This is a genomic window from Bacillus sp. EB106-08-02-XG196 (assembly GCF_013396335.1).
GTDB lineage: Bacteria > Bacillota > Bacilli > Bacillales > Cytobacillaceae > Neobacillus.
Genome location: NZ_JABWSY010000008.1, coordinates 189493 through 205199, shown reverse-complemented (window position 1 = coordinate 205199; position 15707 = coordinate 189493). Strand labels below are relative to the sequence as shown.

At 39.7% G+C, this 15707-nt stretch carries 12 protein-coding genes; 11 read left to right on the top strand and 1 reads right to left on the bottom strand.

Translation table 11 applies throughout. The features are described 5' to 3' along the window. Window positions 1-143 precede the first annotated feature (143 nt). Window positions 144-980: a histidinol-phosphatase HisJ family protein gene (locus MLOOGBEN_RS14395; protein WP_368737790.1), complete on the bottom strand. Its 837-nt coding sequence runs from the start codon at window positions 978-980 to the stop codon at window positions 144-146. A gap of 380 nt (window positions 981-1360) precedes the next feature. On the opposite strand from MLOOGBEN_RS14395, the gene MLOOGBEN_RS14390 reads away from it, so the two are divergent. From MLOOGBEN_RS14390 to MLOOGBEN_RS14340, 11 genes are all read left to right on the top strand, one after another. Next, window positions 1361-2443 carry a Gfo/Idh/MocA family protein gene (locus MLOOGBEN_RS14390; protein ID WP_179158947.1) on the top strand — a complete coding sequence of 361 codons (1083 nt, stop codon included), beginning with the start codon at window positions 1361-1363 and terminating at the stop codon, window positions 2441-2443. A 517-nt stretch (window positions 2444-2960) separates the two neighbouring features. Continuing rightward, the gene (locus tag MLOOGBEN_RS14385; protein ID WP_179158946.1) at window positions 2961-4646 is read left to right on the top strand and encodes a PrpR N-terminal domain-containing protein; all 1686 of its coding nucleotides are present in this window, start codon (window positions 2961-2963) and stop codon (window positions 4644-4646) included. A gap of 219 nt (window positions 4647-4865) precedes the next feature. After that, window positions 4866-5840: a 2-keto-3-deoxygluconate permease gene (locus MLOOGBEN_RS14380; protein ID WP_179158945.1), complete on the top strand. Its 975-nt coding sequence runs from the start codon at window positions 4866-4868 to the stop codon at window positions 5838-5840. A 112-nt stretch (window positions 5841-5952) separates the two neighbouring features. Then, a complete protein-coding gene (locus MLOOGBEN_RS14375) occupies window positions 5953-7245 on the top strand; it encodes a four-carbon acid sugar kinase family protein (RefSeq protein ID WP_179158944.1) in 1293 nt (430 codons plus the stop codon). Beyond that, window positions 7245-8240: a 4-hydroxythreonine-4-phosphate dehydrogenase PdxA gene (gene pdxA, locus MLOOGBEN_RS14370; RefSeq protein ID WP_179158943.1), complete on the top strand. Its 996-nt coding sequence runs from the start codon at window positions 7245-7247 to the stop codon at window positions 8238-8240. The genes MLOOGBEN_RS14375 and pdxA overlap by 1 nt, the downstream gene beginning before the upstream one ends. Before the next feature lie 286 nt (window positions 8241-8526). Continuing rightward, window positions 8527-9603, top strand: a complete 1077-nt coding sequence (locus MLOOGBEN_RS14365; protein WP_179158942.1) for a glycoside hydrolase family 130 protein — start codon at window positions 8527-8529, stop codon at window positions 9601-9603. A gap of 248 nt (window positions 9604-9851) precedes the next feature. Then, window positions 9852-11138: an ABC transporter substrate-binding protein gene (locus tag MLOOGBEN_RS14360; RefSeq protein ID WP_179158941.1), complete on the top strand. Its 1287-nt coding sequence runs from the start codon at window positions 9852-9854 to the stop codon at window positions 11136-11138. Between the two features lie 103 nt (window positions 11139-11241). Further along, window positions 11242-12117 carry a carbohydrate ABC transporter permease gene (locus MLOOGBEN_RS14355; RefSeq protein WP_179158940.1) on the top strand — a complete coding sequence of 292 codons (876 nt, stop codon included), beginning with the start codon at window positions 11242-11244 and terminating at the stop codon, window positions 12115-12117. 48 nt (window positions 12118-12165) lie between these two features. After that, window positions 12166-13026, top strand: a complete 861-nt coding sequence (locus tag MLOOGBEN_RS14350) for a carbohydrate ABC transporter permease (protein ID WP_483296393.1) — start codon at window positions 12166-12168, stop codon at window positions 13024-13026. Window positions 13027-13097: 71 nt separating this feature from the next. Beyond that, entirely contained in the window at window positions 13098-14912 is a 1815-nt protein-coding gene (locus MLOOGBEN_RS14345) for a cache domain-containing sensor histidine kinase (protein ID WP_179158939.1), read from the top strand. Between the two features lie 10 nt (window positions 14913-14922). Further along, window positions 14923-15696 (top strand): response regulator transcription factor, encoded by a 774-nt coding sequence (locus MLOOGBEN_RS14340; RefSeq protein WP_179158938.1) that lies wholly within the window; start codon window positions 14923-14925, stop codon window positions 15694-15696. The last annotated feature ends 11 nt before the right edge of the window (window positions 15697-15707 follow it).

The window sequence follows — 15707 nt, the reverse complement described above, 5'->3', positions numbered from 1 at the left end:
ATCAAGCTTATGAAGGACTAATCTCACTAGGAACTCTCCTGATTTGTCTTTCATCATACATATGGTAGTATCTGAACGAAAAGAGATGCCCATGGATATGACCATGAGAACCGTCCCCATGGCCCCCCCACGGTCCCTATGAATTATATTTTTACCGGTATCGGCTTTCTTTTATCAAATTTATAAATATACTTGAATCCACAATCCTTTGCTAATGAAAGCGCATCGGTGAGGTTTGCTCCAACGGTATCAGCTTTGTGGGAGTCAGATCCAATCGTTAGGATTTCTCCGCCGAGGTCTTTGTATAGCTGGATGATTTCGATGGAGGGCATCGTCTGTTTTAAACTCGTTCTGAGTCCAGAGGTATTAATCTCGATTCCTATATTTCTATCAATTGCTTTCTTTAGGACTAGCTCGATGATTTCCTGATATTCTTGAACATCATAAAGGCCATGTTCTTTATAGGCATATCGTTTCATTAAATCGAAATGGGCGATGATATCTATATCTGAGGCAGATACCATAGACAAGAGTTCATTAAAATATCGTTCATAGGCAGTTTCAGGGTCTTCGTTGAGGGCGAGACGAAGCTTCTGGTTATTGAGATTATGGACAGAACCTAAGATGAAATCCAAGTCTAGTGGCTGCAGTATTTCATCATATTGATCTTTTAAAAGGTGAGGCTCGCAAAGTTCAATTCCAGCTTTTACGATTAACTGGCTGTGAAATTTCTCCCGACATTCACGAATCTCATGTAAATAATTTTCAAAAACGATGTGACCGTAGGTTGGCGCAAGGGGATTAACGGAGAAATGCTCCGTAAAGCAAATTTCTTGAATTTCGTTTTCTATTGCCTTTTTACATACTTCTATCATACTAGCGGTGGAGTCAAAGGAATGATTGGTGTGATGATGATAATCCATTACATACATCGTTTTTTCACCTGCTTTTTTTAAAATTACTATAGTGAAATCTTTCACAATTGTCTATACTAGAACAAAAATTTGCCTAAGAGCGAGATGAGCGCAATTTTGTCAGATTGTTCAAACATCCATTTACTTATTTTCTCTTTTTCAATTAAACTCGAATACTTTAAAGAATTCAACAAACTAATTCCGAAAGACATAGCAGCAGCCGTCAAGGAATTACTTTAAAAAGTGAAAGGGTGCCGATTTCGGTGCTTTTTTTCATATGGTTGTGTCTGAACGAAAAGAGATGCTCTTGAATTTGACCATGAGAGCCGTCCCCATGATTTTTATGTGAGTATAGGAATGTTTACTCTTTTCAATTTTCGAAATGAATAATACAATGAAGGGTGTAAATAATAAAGAAAATATTGGATTTTATTAGGAGGACCATCATGAGCTTGAAATTTGCAATCATTGGCTGCGGAAGAATTTCGCCCAATCATATAGCTGCGGCTATCGAAAATGAACTTGAAATTGTTGGATTATGTGACACTACACCTGAACATATGGAGGATAAAATTGCGAGTTTTAACCTTCCAGCATCAACGCCTACATATACAGACTATAAAGAGTTACTTGAAAAAGAAAAGCCACAGCTAGTCGCCATTTGTACGGAAAGTGGGAAGCATGGTCAAATTGCTTTAGATTGTATTGAAATGGGAAGTAATTTGATCATTGAAAAGCCGATCGCTCTTTCGCTAGAAGAAGCGGATGCCATCATTGAAAAAGCAAAAGAAAAAAATGTGAAGGTAAGTGCCTGCCATCAAAACCGTTTTAATAAATCGGTTCAAAAAATAAGGGAAGCAGTCGAACAAGAGCGCTTCGGCAGATTACTACATGGAACTGCTCATATTCGCTGGAACAGGGGAGAAGATTATTACAAGCAAGCTCCTTGGCGTGGAACATGGGAACAAGATGGTGGTGCATTGATGAACCAATGTATTCATAATATTGATCTTTTACGTTGGATGATGGGCGACGAGATTACAGAAGTGGTTGGGATGACAGACAACATGAAACACGACTTTATCGAGGCTGAAGACTTAGGGATGGCATTAATTAAGTTTTCAAATGGAAGTTATGGAATTGTTGAGGGTACCACCAATATCTATCCGACGAACCTTGAAGAAACGCTCTACATTTTTGGAGAGAAAGCAACTGTTAAAGCTGGAGGAAAATCGGTTAATATTATCGAGGAATGGCAGTTTGCAGATAAGTTAGATGATCCAGAAGAAGTGAAAGAAACGTATCAAGAAAATCCTCCGAATGTATACGGATTTGGTCATAACCCACTGTATGCGGATGTCATTGATGCTATCAAGAATGATCGTGAACCATACGTGACAGCAGAAGATGGAAGAAGAGCACTAGAGCTTGTCCTTGCCATTTATAAATCAGCTGCGGAAGGTAAAAGTGTTAAACTTCCACTGGAAAAATGCAGCACATTGGATTTTAAAGGCAGGTTCGAAAAATAGGAATTTGGTGATCGGAATGACCGAGGGGACGGTTCTTTTGGTCTTTTGATTAGGCTGTTTTCGCAAAGCTTGTTGTTTTTATTATTGGTTAATAACGTTTTTTGCTTAAGTCGGGTTCGGACACCATGACTCTTAGATTCATCAAACTTGTCTAAAGTTGCCACAGGTTCGGACACCATGACTCTTAGATTCATCAAGCTTGTCTGAAGTTGCCACAGGTTCGGACACCATGACTCATAGATTCGTCAAACTTGTCCGAAGTAGCGATTAATTTAGAGTAAATTGTACAGAAAGCAACAAAGTTTACGAAAAGAGCCTTTGATTATGATTTCACACTTGGGGAACCCTTGTCATATAAGGGTTCCCTTCATATTTACACAAACGTTTAATTAACCCTTTATTTGTCGAGAGGCGCTTGAGATAGCTTTCTTACTAAGCCACAGTTGTCCCTTTACGTTTTGTGGTAAAATATAGGATGATACAATGGATTAATGTTAGCTAGAAGGCAGGTGTTCTGATGAAGATTAATATACATATTGTGGCACCTTATGAAGCAATGATTCCTGTTATTCAGGAGTGTATCCCTCTTTTTCCTGCGCTTGATATTACCTATTCTCTTGGGGATTTAGAGGTGGGAGTTAGGAAGGCGGTCGATGCGGAGGAAAAGGGTGCAGACATTCTGATTAGCAGGGGTGGAACAGCTCAATTTATTAAGAAGAACGTTCGGATTCCGGTTTTGGATATGCATCTTTCCGGATATGACATGATTCGGTCGCTTTCTTTGGCCACGAATTTGGAAAGAAAGACGGCGATAGTGGGCTTTTCCAATATTACCTCTGGGGCTCAGGCCGTTATTGACTTATTAGACCTTCCCCTACAGGTATTCACGATTTCCGATCTATCTGAGGTAGCCCCATTAATTTTAGAACTAAAAAACACTGGCTATGAGCAAATTGTCGGTGATGTGATCACGCTGAAAACCTCCAAGGCATATGGTCTTAAGGGTTTTTTAATCCAATCGGGCAAAGAGTCGATTATGAATTCCCTTGAGGATGCGGAGATTCTCTATCGTTATCTGCAAGACAATAACAATGTCACAAAGGTTATGGAGCAATATATCGTAAATAACCATCAAAATCTGATGATGATAGATGGGCAAAATAAGCTGATTTATGAGCATTGGACGGATTTTCCTTCCAATCCACTTACAAAGGAACATTTATACATATTAAATACAGATCTTGAGATCAATCAACATAAAGTGACGAGAAATCTCATGCTTGATGATCGGATGATTAATGTGACGGGCACCTGCGTTCAAGTTGAGGGGCAGCGTTACAAGGTCATTGTAATCGATAAAAATACAATGCCGCTAATGGAGCGAAGGGGACTCACCATCGAGACGGAAATCGCGAGTGAACCCATTGCGGATACCTCTGTTTCGATCAAGACGATTCTCAATCATATTGAAACACTCTATAAAAGTAATCAAATCATCCTTTTAGAAGGAAGGAAAGGAACAAGCAAGGCCTTTATTACGCAATATATCCATCAAAAGCTTGCAGATGGCGGCATGCTTGCTACCCTAAATTTCAAGGAATTTGACCAAGACTATTTGGATCAGCTGCCGTTAGGAAAAATTAGGACCATCAAGCTGTTGAATACAGAATTTGCAGACGGTCGCGAAAGGCTTTCCCACTTTTTAAAGGAATGTCAAAAACAGCAGGTTCGTATTTTCATCGTTTCAGAAAATGGGTTTGTTCCTGAGCTCCTTCCAGGACTCAAACTTACGAAAATCATGATGCCGACTCTTTCTGAAAGAAAAGAGGATATTCGGACCCTGGCCCAATATTTCATCGCCTACTACAATCAGAAATATGGAACAACAGCTGTGAAAATCACAAATGAGGCAATCGGGTTTTTAGAGAACTATAGCTATCCGAATGAGATTGATGATTTGAAAAACTTAATCAAGCAGATTGCCCTCAATTCGCAGGACTATGTGATTCAAAAGGAAACGATTGAAAAAGCGAATACGAATGAACACCTCCCAGCCAATGACATTCTTCAAAAAGGTACCCTTAAGGAAATTGAAAAGGAAATCATTAAATGGGTACTGAAGGCAGAAAATCATAATCAAACAAAAGCAGCAGAACGATTAGGCATTAATCGTGCCACCCTATGGCGTAAGCTTAAAGAGTAATCTTTATGCTTACGCCTATTTTTATTGGGGAAAATAAGGCAGGGCTACCTACGTTTTTCAAATCTAAACTGTTGCAATTTTAAACGATTAAATCTCGCATAATATAAATATATAAAAAAGTGTTGCTTTTATAAACAATCTGTTTTAAGATAACAAATGTAAACGTACTACTAAATAACTTGTGTTACTTTTTTAAACAATCTTAAGGAGGAAAACTAGATGAGAATTAAAGCAACTTTAGATAAAATTCCTGGCGGGATGATGGTTGTTCCTTTGTTATTAGCAGCAACAATCAACACATTCTTCCCAAACGCATTACGAATTGGCGGATTCACAGAGTCCTTATTTGTAACCGGTGCCAATACATTAATTGCACTTTTCCTATTTATTGCTGGTGCGCAAATCAGTGTGAAAAACGTAGGGGTATCACTTGGTAAAGGTGCCACATTGCTTGGTTTAAAATGGGTGGTTGGTGCTGCCGTTGGTTTAATCGGTTACTTGTTAGCTGATAGTAATGGATTATTTATAGGAATGGCACCGCTTGCGATTATTGCGGCGATGACAAATAGTAATGGCGGTATGTATATGGCTCTTGTGGGTCAATACGGAAAAGAAGATGACAAAGCGGCGTATTCACTGTTAGCTTTAAATGATGGACCATTCTTAACCATGGTAGCCTTATCGATTTTTGGAACAATGGGATTTGTAGACGGAATGTTCTCGGCTAAATCCTTTATCGCAGTCCTTCTTCCTATCGTCATCGGTATGATCTTAGGTAACTTAGATCCAGAATTGAAGGCATTCTTAACAAAAGGCAGTGACATGCTGATTCCATTCTTTGCTTTCGCGCTGGGTATGGGAATTAACTTCACTGCTATCCTTGAAGGTGGATTAGCTGGTATTTTACTAGGTGTGATTACAGTCATCTTAACAGGTGGTTCAGGTTATTTACTATTTAAATGGATTGGCTGGAACCCGCTTGTTGGTGCAGCGGAAGGTACAACGGCAGGTAACGCAGTTGCAACGCCGGCAGCAATCGTGGCTGCGAATGCGTCATTCGCACAGTACGCAGACCTTGCAACCGTTCAAATCGCAGCAAGTGTTGTAACAACAGCAATCTTACTTCCAATCGTAATCGGCTTTTTAGCTAAACGTTTAGAGAAAAAAGGCGGACTAGCCAAATATAATCATTAATTCCAGCTATTTTGTAAAAAAGAGAGACTTAATGGCTCTCTTTTTTTGAAAGAGAAGGAAGTTCAAGGTGCCATGAAAGGCACCTCGTGCTTTTCCCAGGGAGGACAACAAAATGAAATTAGCAATCATAGCAGACGACCTAACGGGTGCTAATGATAGCGGAGTTCAATTAGCACAACATGGTCTGAAAACCTCCGTATTATTTGACATAGATAAAGAATCAATCCATCACTATGAGGGTATTATTTTTGATACAGATAGTCGTTCCATCGAACGGGAAGAAGCTTATCAAAAGGTAAAAAAGGCGGCAAGCTTTTTAAAGGAAGCGGGCTTTCCCTCTATCTTCAAAAAAATCGACTCCACGATGAGAGGAAATATTGGTGCAGAAATAGATGCGGTTTATGATGTGGTCAAACCGGATTTTATGATGATTGCACCAGGTTATCCTAAAAATAATCGTTCAATCTTACATTCCACTCATTATTTAAATGGAGTTCCATTAGCAGAAACGGAAATCTCTAAGGATCCGAAAACACCTGTTACTCTCTCTTATTTGCCTGAGCTTTTACATGAACAAACAAAGCAAAGAATTGGAACGATCACCCTCGATGACTTAGAGCAAGGTGTGACTAGAATTCAAGAAAAATTAGATCATTATTTTGGACAAAGCATCGCATACATTCTTGTCGATTCAACAGAGGAACAGCATCTTGAGCAAATTTTGGCGTATACAAAGCAGTTACGTTACCAATTCTCATGGGCAGGTTCGGCTGGTATCGCAAATTATCTTCCAGCTTACTATGATATACCAGAACAGCATCGTGACTTGTCAATTCCAAAAAACGATGGTCCCATTCTTACCGTAGTAGGAAGTGTGAATAAAAACTCACGAGCACAGTTAAAGCTATTGTTAGAAAAAACAAATGTGTATCCGATTGCCTTTGAATCCTACAAATCGGTTTCCGATGAAGAGGAACGTGCAAATGAGATTAGAAGGGTCTATAACCAAGCGGTGGAAAACGCTGAAAAAGGTTTGGATGTTGTCATCTATTCCACTGGTGAGGCAAGCGATATTGAAAAAGCTTGGGAGATAGGGGAAGCTAAAGGCTTAACCCACACACAGATCAGCAATGAAATCGTAAAAGCGATCGGTATTGTTTGTGCCGCTCTTTTAGAAAAGGACTATTTCAAAGGTGTTTCCATGACAGGTGGAGACACGGCGAAACAAATTTGCCATTTATGGGATGTTAAAGGCTTTGAACTATTCGATGAATTAGAAATTGGTGTACCGATTTCGCGGTTTTTTGGAAATGATCATTTGTATGTGATCACAAAGGCTGGAGGATTTGGAACACCTGAGGTATTTATCAATGCCATTCACAAATTAAAGGGGGAGCTATCATAATGAAACCAGTAATTGGGATTACAATGGGAGATGCAGCAGGAATTGGACCTGAAATTATCGTTAAGGCCCTTGCGCACGAGGAAGTTTATCAAATTTGCCGTCCTGTCGTCATCGGTGATGCAAAAATACTAGAACGGGTAAAACCGATTGTTCAATCAAATGCAAAAATAAATATCATTCACGATCCTGCTGAAGGAACGTACGAATATGGAACAATTGATGTTATTGATGTAGACCTGCTGCCAGTGGATTTACCATTTGGAGAGGTTTCATCGATTGCTGGAGATGCAGCCTTTCAATTTATTGCGAAATCCGTTGAACTTGCAAAAGAAAGAAAAATTGATTCCATCTGTACCGCGCCATTGAATAAAGAAGCCTTGCACAAAGGCGGCCACATGTACCCTGGGCATACAGAAATTTTGGCTGACCTAACGGATACAGAAGATTTCTCTATGATGCTGACAACACCAAATTTAAAGGTGATTCATTTAACCACACATATGGGGCTGATTGATGCCATCAATAGCATCAATCCTGAAAGAACCTATAAAGTGGTTAAATTAGCACATGAAACTCTTTCACGAGCAGGCTTCGATAACCCGCGCATCGCGGTTTGCGGCATTAACCCGCATGCAGGGGAAAATGGCTTATTCGGCTACGGAGAAGAAGAGGAAAAATTACAGCCAGGTATTGAACAAGCACAGGCAGAAGGAATCAATGTAACAGGACCACTACCTGCCGACACTCTTTTCTTCAGAGCAGGAAGAGGAGACTTCGATATCGTAGTAGCCTGCTATCATGACCAAGGCCATGCGCCAATTAAAGTAATGGGTATTGAAGAGGGCGTCAACATCACAGTGGGACTAAAAGGCGGAATCATCCGCACATCCGTCGACCACGGAACCGCCTTCGACATAGCCGGCAAAAACATCGCCGCTGAACAAAGCATGCTCGCTGCCATCAACTCAGCTATTGAATTGGCACCGAAGAGATAAGTGACTGTGTGACGGTTCTAATGGTCTTTTGAATATGGATTCACACTTAAGAGCAAATCGGAGGATTTGCTCTTTTTTTTGCTAATAATTTACATATGAGACCATGGGGACGGTTCTTGTAGGTATGGTAAAATATGGATAACCAAGAGAACCGTCCTCATGGAACCCCCATGAACCGTGGAACCCGTTGAACAGATTAAACAATTGGACGATATCATATTTTATTGGATATTAACCCTTTTATGAAAGCGCTATAATTACTAGTGAAGTTAAAGGAGGGGTTAGGATGCAAGTGAAAACTAAAATAGATGTTAGAAGAAATGAGCAAAATCCTCTAATTTCACCGGGGGATGTGAAGCCTTCTCGAAGTGATTTTACCATTGAATGTGTTTTTAACGCGGGTGTTGCGAGATATAAAGATGAAGTGATCCTGTTGATGCGTGTCGCTGAGAGACCTGTGCAAGTGGATTCTGAGGTTTTACGCGTTCCGGTTTTAGTAGAGAAAGATGGAGAATACGCAGTGGATGTTTTAGATATTGATCGAAATAATCCAGCTTATGATTTTTCTGATCCACGAAAAGTGAAGCAAATTGACATTGATACCTATGTGTTTTTAACATCGATGTCGCATTTACGAATTGCTCGTAGTAAAAATGGTGTAGATTTTGTGGTAGAAGATAAGCCATTCTTATTCCCTAGCAATCGGTATGAAGGTTTTGGATGCGAAGATCCGCGGATTACCTTTATTGACGGTACTTACTATATTAACTATACAGCGGTTTCTGAAAAAGGTATTACCACTGCTTTAGCGAAAACAGAGGATTTCGAAAGTGTTGAGAGGATGGGTATCATTTTTACAACAGAAAACCGTGACGTGACGATTTTTCCTGAAAGAATCAATGGAAACTACTTTGCCCTGCAGCGCCCGGTTCCAAAGCAAATTGGCCGTGCGGAGATGTGGACGGCAACGTCACCGAATCTCACTCATTGGGGAGAGCATAAGTTTTTAATGGGTGTTGAGGAAGGCTGGCAATCGCTAAAAATCGGCGGTGGAGCCGTTCCTTTTAAAACCGATAAAGGCTGGATTGAAATCTATCATGGTGCCGACCGAAACAATCGTTACACCCTTGGTGCTGTGTTGTTAGATTTAGAGGATCCAAATAAGGTTTTGGCCAAAACGAAGGATCCGATTCTTGCTCCTGAAGAGATTTATGAAGTGGAAGGATTCTTTGGAAATGTCGTCTTTACCTGTGGTGTCTTATTTGAAGATGAAATCGTGAAGATTTACTATGGCGGGGCCGATAATGTGATGGCTTTGGCAGAAGTTCATATTAACGAAATCTATCGTGCGTTAGAAATCTAAGCGTGAAAGTCTTTTTACAGAAGTTCTCTGTAAAAGGGCTTTTTTTTTATAAATGGGTCATTTTGCCCCCAACTACTAAAATTCTATCCTTTCACACAAAATATCTACGATGGAAATTTATTCATTTATATTTTTTAGATATTATCTTAATTTTTTCGGATTTTGAAAAATCCCAAGAAATTTATAATTAACTATAGAGACGCGGAAAGCGTTTTCAATAAAAGAAATGACTAAGGGGAGGAATAAATATGTTACGAAAGCTTTTGAAAAAAGGTTTTGCTCTTTCAGTTGTACTATCCATCCTTTTTCTAGCTGCATGTGGAAGTAATTCTGAAAAGCAAGAATCAGCTGATGGGACGGTCGAACTTTCATTCTGGAATTCATGGTCTGAGGACAGCCCAGAGAACGATGTCATGTTAGCTCGAGTAGAAGCGTTCCAAAAAGAACATCCAGAAATTAAGTTAAAAATGGAATCTATTCCACCGGATCAATATAAAACAAAGTTAAAAACACAAGCTGCTGGTAAGCAATTACCTGACATGATTCAAACATGGCCAGGTGCTGAGCTTAGACCGTTAGTAGAAGGCGGCGTGTTAATGCCAATCGATGATATTGTCGACCACTGGAAGGATACAACGATTCCAGCTGATACACTGAAGGATTATGCGATTGATGGCAAGCAATATGCGATTCCTGGAAACAAAGTTTTCACAAGTATTATTTACTATGACAAAGATTTAGTAGCAAGCGCTGGGTTCAATGAATTCCCAACAACGTATGCTGATTTTAAATCATTAATTACGAAGTTAAATGCTCAGGATATCACTCCTATCGCACTTGGTAACAAAGCGAAATGGCCATTACAATCTGTTTATATTTCTACTATTGCTGACCGAGTAACTGGAAGCGATTTCTTAGAAAAGGTTTTTGCGGGTGAGAAGAAATTTACAGACAAAGAGTTCGTTGATGCACTTGGTGTGATTGCAGAATTAACAAAATTAAAAGCGTTTAATACTGATGCAAACACCATTGATGATAACCAAGCGAGCGACTATTTCCTTCAAGGAAAAGCAGCTATGTTCGTAAACGGAACTTGGGCTTTAAGTGGATTAATTGGCAGCGCTCCAGAAGGTAAGAATATTGGTGTTGCGAAGTTCCCTGCCATTGAAGGTGGACAGGGTGAGGCAGCAGCGATTTCAGGTGTAACTGGCTGGGGTATTGCGTTAAATAGTGAAGTTTCTGATGCGGAGAAAGAAGCGGCTACAACCTTCTTTAAATTCTTATATGAAGACGAAACGTACAAAAACTTAATGTCTATCGGTACGCTAGTTCCTGCTAACGTTGAAGTTCCAGAAGAAACCTCTGCATTATTCAAGGAAACAGTTGAATTAACAAATGGTGGAATTTCACCAGTATATGATGCGGTCCTGCCTGCTGAAATTACCGATATCATCAACAACGGTTTACAAGCGATTACCATTGGTGAATCAACACCAGAGAAAGTCGCGAAAGAAATGCAAGACGCAGTGGAATAACATTGAATAACCAAAATTGAATCAAGGGGTTCATCTCCTTGATTCTTTTATAAAAAAGCAACAAAGAATCAGAAAAGAGCTTTTGTAAAAGGAGGAACTGTACATGCACATTCTTCAAAAGAATAAATTAGCCATCCTCATCGGATTAGTCCCCGCACTACTTATCTATCTCATTTTCAGTATCATACCAATCCTTATCTCCATCTATTATTCTTTCATGGATTGGAATGGATTTGGTCCAATGGAATTTGTGGGTTTTCAGAACTTTATTGATATCGCCAAGGACCCCATCTTTTGGAAGTCGGTAAAGAATAATATTTTCGTCGTTATCGCTTCCGTTTTTGGGCAAATCCCGATTGCGCTTGGTTTGGCGCTGTTATTGAACCGAAAATTAAAGGGAGCTAAGATTTTCCGTACGATTGGGTTTATGCCGGTAGTCATTTCAACCGTTGTTATTTCTTTAACATGGAATATGCTTCTGAACTCTGAATTTGGTTTTGTCAATCAGCTGTTAAAAATGATTGGCCTGGAAAGCTGGGCGCAAAACTGGCTGGGTGATCCGAATTTAGCGATGATTTCAGTTTGTATTACAATCATTTGGCAGTTCGTCGGTCTTTATTTCATTATCTTCTTGGCGGCATTGCAAAATGTTCCGGGTGAAGTATTAGAAGCGGCCGAGATTGATGGCGCCTCTGGCTGGAAAAGAACGCTGTTTATTACGATTCCGATGATTTGGGACACGATTATATTAGCCGTGATTTTATGTATTAGCGGCAGTTTAAAAACCTTTGACCTGATTTATGTGATGACAAATGGAGGTCCTGCGCATTCGACAGAGGTTATGGCGATTTATATGTATGAAAAGACCTTCTCTTCTATGAAATATGGTTATGGAAGTGCGGTATCGCTATACATTTTTGCCTTTAGTTTGCTGCTAATTTGGATTACAAAAATGGTTTTACAAAGAAAGTCAAAGTAAGGGAGTGAGCGTAACGTGGAAAAACAATTAGTGCTGGGGAAAAACTCAATAGAAAAAGTCACAAAAACGGAACATAAGAGCAGTTTCCGAAAGAAGCTGCAAAATCCAATTATTTATTTCGTTTTGATTGTTTTCAGTTTAATTAACGTGTATCCGATTGCTTGGATGGTGATTAATTCGTTCAAAAGCGAGAAGGAATTTTCGTTAGATCCCTTTTTCCTTCCAGACACCTGGAGATGGGAAAACTATGTGGAGGCATGGCAAACGGCTCAATTAGGGACATACTTTTTTAATAGTATTTTTGTTTCGATTATCTCTGTTATTATTACGGTCTTTTTTGGCGCATTGGCTTCTTACTTTATCTCTCGATTTGAATTTAAAATGAGTAAGATTGTGTATGCACTGTTTATTTTTGGAATGATTATTCCGATTCATGCGACTCTTGTTCCGATGTTTATTTTAATGCAGAAGCTCGGGCTTCTCAATACATCGTGGACATTGTTGTTCCCATATGTGGCTTTTAATTTACCGATTACGATCTTTTTATTAACCAGTTTTATGAAGGCATTTCCAAAGGATATTGAAGAATCCGCTATTATGGACGGCTGTGGAGTGTTCCGTATTTTCTGGTCGATTATTCTGCCCATGTCACGCCCCGCACTTGCGACGGCTACGATTCTTAACTTTATCCATTGCTGGAATGAGTTTTCGTTTGCATTGGTGTTAATCAATGATGCGTCGTTAAAAACCATTCCGCTTGGTTTGGCAAACTTTGCTGGACAATATAACACGAACTATACAGGGCAGATGGCTGGTTTGACGATGGTCATTCTTCCTACGATTTTGCTTTATTTATTGATGGAAAAGCATTTAGTCAAAGGAATGACGGCTGGTGCGGTAAAAGGGTAATAAATGTGAAATTTGGAAAGCTAATAAGGTGATTCCAAAAATGAAAAGATGTCCCATGGGAGAAGATTTGAATGGTGAGAAAAATAGGCGGGATTAAAATTCTCTATCGCCGGTACCGAAACTTAAGTTTACGAGTGAAGTCGATTTTAATTTTTAGTATCGTCGTGCTTTTGCCGACTATTTCTCTTGGGACGCTTATTTTATACGAAACCAATCAGGTGTTAAAACACCAAGCCTTTGATTATACAGAAAGAATGTTAGATACGATTGAAGATAACCTGACCGCGACGATTCAGGATGTTGAAGATATCTCGACGTATATGATTTTTAGCGAGGATTTTCGGAAGTATATGAAGAGCCCGCAGGTGGCAAATGGAAAACCTGCACAGCAAAACCTGGAAGAAAGCTTGAAAGGTTTTCATACCTTTCATTTACTATCTAAAAATTATATCAATTCCATTTCCCTTTATGGTATTAACGGAAACGTGCTGAATATGGGTGAACCGATTAAAGCAGCAGAAGGGGATTTGGAGGAGAAAACAAAGGAACGTGAGGGCGCGATTCTTTGGACGCATGCCTATTCGATTCATAGTTATTGGAAGGGGCAAACGGACGTTATTTCCTTATTTCGCGTGATCAATGACATCAATGATATCAATAAACGCATTGGTTTTGTGAAAATTCGCCTAAGGGAAGATGCCTTGCTGAAGACGATTCAAGCTGGGATATCAACGAAAAAGGGGACGGCCTTTCTTCTTGATCGAGAAGGAAGGGTCGTTCTTCATAAGAACAAGAAGCTGTTTGGTAAGATCTATCCTGATGAAAAACTATTGGAAAATCTACCGGCAGATTCAGATAAAACGAGCTTTATCTATTCTGTTGATGGAGAACAGTATTTAGTCGCTGCTCGAGTGATTGAACGAAATGGCTGGCAATTGGTTGTAATGGTCAACGAAGGGGCGATCTTACAGGATTTAAGAGGAATCGGTTATTGGATCATTGTCTTTTTCATTATCTCCATGGGCCTTGGGGTTCTTTCGTTAGTAGGTTTTTATTTTACGATTCTCCGTCCCATCTTGAATTTGACGGATAAAACAAGACAAGTGGAGCATGGAGATTTTTCAGTCTTTGTTAAGGTCGGGTCGGAGGATGAGATAGGCCGCCTTGAATATCGGTTTAATCGGATGGTGGGAACGATTCAACAATTAATTAACACGAAATATAAACTTGAAATTCAGCAGCGAGAGTCAGAGCTGAAGGCATTGCAAAACCAAATTAATCCGCATTTTCTCTATAATACACTGGATATGATTCGCTGGACGGCTCGAATGGAAGATGCGATGGAAACGAGCAGGTTAATTGAGCTTCTTTCAAAGATGTTCCGGATTAGCTTAAGTAAAGGAAAGGTATGGATTCCTTTGCACCAGGAGCTATTATATGTAGAAAGCTATTTGGAGCTTCAGAAGAAACGATTAGGGAAAAAACTCTCTTATCAGTTTGACATAGGGGAGGACACGAAAGACGTCCTCGTGATGAAGCAAATCCTTCAGCCACTAGTAGAAAACAGTATTGTTCATGGCTTTAAAGGGTTAAAAGAGACAGGTCATATTGAACTGAACAGCTATGTTGAGGAGCAGAATGTTGTCATTGATATAAAGGATAACGGTGTCGGACTGGATGTGGAGGAATTTAACCGATTTTTGCGTGTTGGCAAGGTCAAGGAAGAGGATGGTTTTGCTTTAATGAATGTAAATGATCGGCTGGTGACGGCGTTTGGACAGGGGTATGGACTTGAGTTTTTGAAGCATGAAGGTACGGGAACATGGGCTCGAGTAAGATTGCCGCTTATTTTTAAAGAAGACGAAGTAAAGAAATTAGAAAGCTAAGGTGAGAGTCATGAACATCAACCTATTAATCGTTGACGATGAACCTATTATTAGTCAAGGGCTGCGCTACACGATTCCTTGGGATACGTACGGCATTGACGTGATAGGCGAGGCGGAGGACGGAGAAGAGGCACTGGAGATTCTCAGAAAGCATCAGGTGGATATGGTGTTGACCGATGTGAGAATGCCTGTCATGGATGGGATTGAGCTCGCCAAAACCATAAACGAACAAATGCCGAGTACGCGTGTCATTATTATTAGCGGCTATGATGAGTTTGAATATGCAAGAGAAGCCATACGCTTTGGCGTGAGGGATTACTTATTAAAGCCTGTTGATATTGATGAACTGCTTGAAAGGATTAAAAATCTTAAACAAGAGATTTCCGCGGAGAAGGAATCGAACAATTATCTCGATAATTCCGTATTGCAGGAATATAAGAAAGAAACTGAAGTGAAAAAGAGCTGGCTGGTAGAAAAAGCGAAAGAGTATATCCAGGCCCATTTTCACGGGGATTTAAAGGCATCAGAGGTGGCCAATGAGATGCATATTACTCCTAATTATTTCAGCATGATTTTTAAAAAAGAAATGGGTAAATCCTTTAATGAATATTTAAATGATTTACGAATTGAAAAAGCCAAGCATTTACTCATGTACACATCTGATCGCGTGTTTGAGATTGCGAAAGAGGTTGGCTATAAAGAATACAAGTATTTTGTACAAGTTTTTCGAAAGAAAACAGGTATGACTCCAACGGATTTCCGTGATTATATTGGGTCTAACTAAGGAGAGAGACG

Coding starts and splice junctions, on each gene's coding strand:
- MLOOGBEN_RS14390 (WP_179158947.1), top strand. CDS start 1,361: ATGAGCTTGAAATTTGCAATCATTGGCTGCGGAAGAATTTCGCCCAAT.
- MLOOGBEN_RS14385 (WP_179158946.1), top strand. CDS start 2,961: ATGAAGATTAATATACATATTGTGGCACCTTATGAAGCAATGATTCCT.
- MLOOGBEN_RS14380 (WP_179158945.1), top strand. CDS start 4,866: ATGAGAATTAAAGCAACTTTAGATAAAATTCCTGGCGGGATGATGGTT.
- MLOOGBEN_RS14375 (WP_179158944.1), top strand. CDS start 5,953: ATGAAATTAGCAATCATAGCAGACGACCTAACGGGTGCTAATGATAGC.
- pdxA (WP_179158943.1), top strand. CDS start 7,245: ATGAAACCAGTAATTGGGATTACAATGGGAGATGCAGCAGGAATTGGA.
- MLOOGBEN_RS14365 (WP_179158942.1), top strand. CDS start 8,527: ATGCAAGTGAAAACTAAAATAGATGTTAGAAGAAATGAGCAAAATCCT.
- MLOOGBEN_RS14360 (WP_179158941.1), top strand. CDS start 9,852: ATGTTACGAAAGCTTTTGAAAAAAGGTTTTGCTCTTTCAGTTGTACTA.
- MLOOGBEN_RS14355 (WP_179158940.1), top strand. CDS start 11,242: ATGCACATTCTTCAAAAGAATAAATTAGCCATCCTCATCGGATTAGTC.
- MLOOGBEN_RS14345 (WP_179158939.1), top strand. CDS start 13,098: ATGGTGAGAAAAATAGGCGGGATTAAAATTCTCTATCGCCGGTACCGA.
- MLOOGBEN_RS14340 (WP_179158938.1), top strand. CDS start 14,923: ATGAACATCAACCTATTAATCGTTGACGATGAACCTATTATTAGTCAA.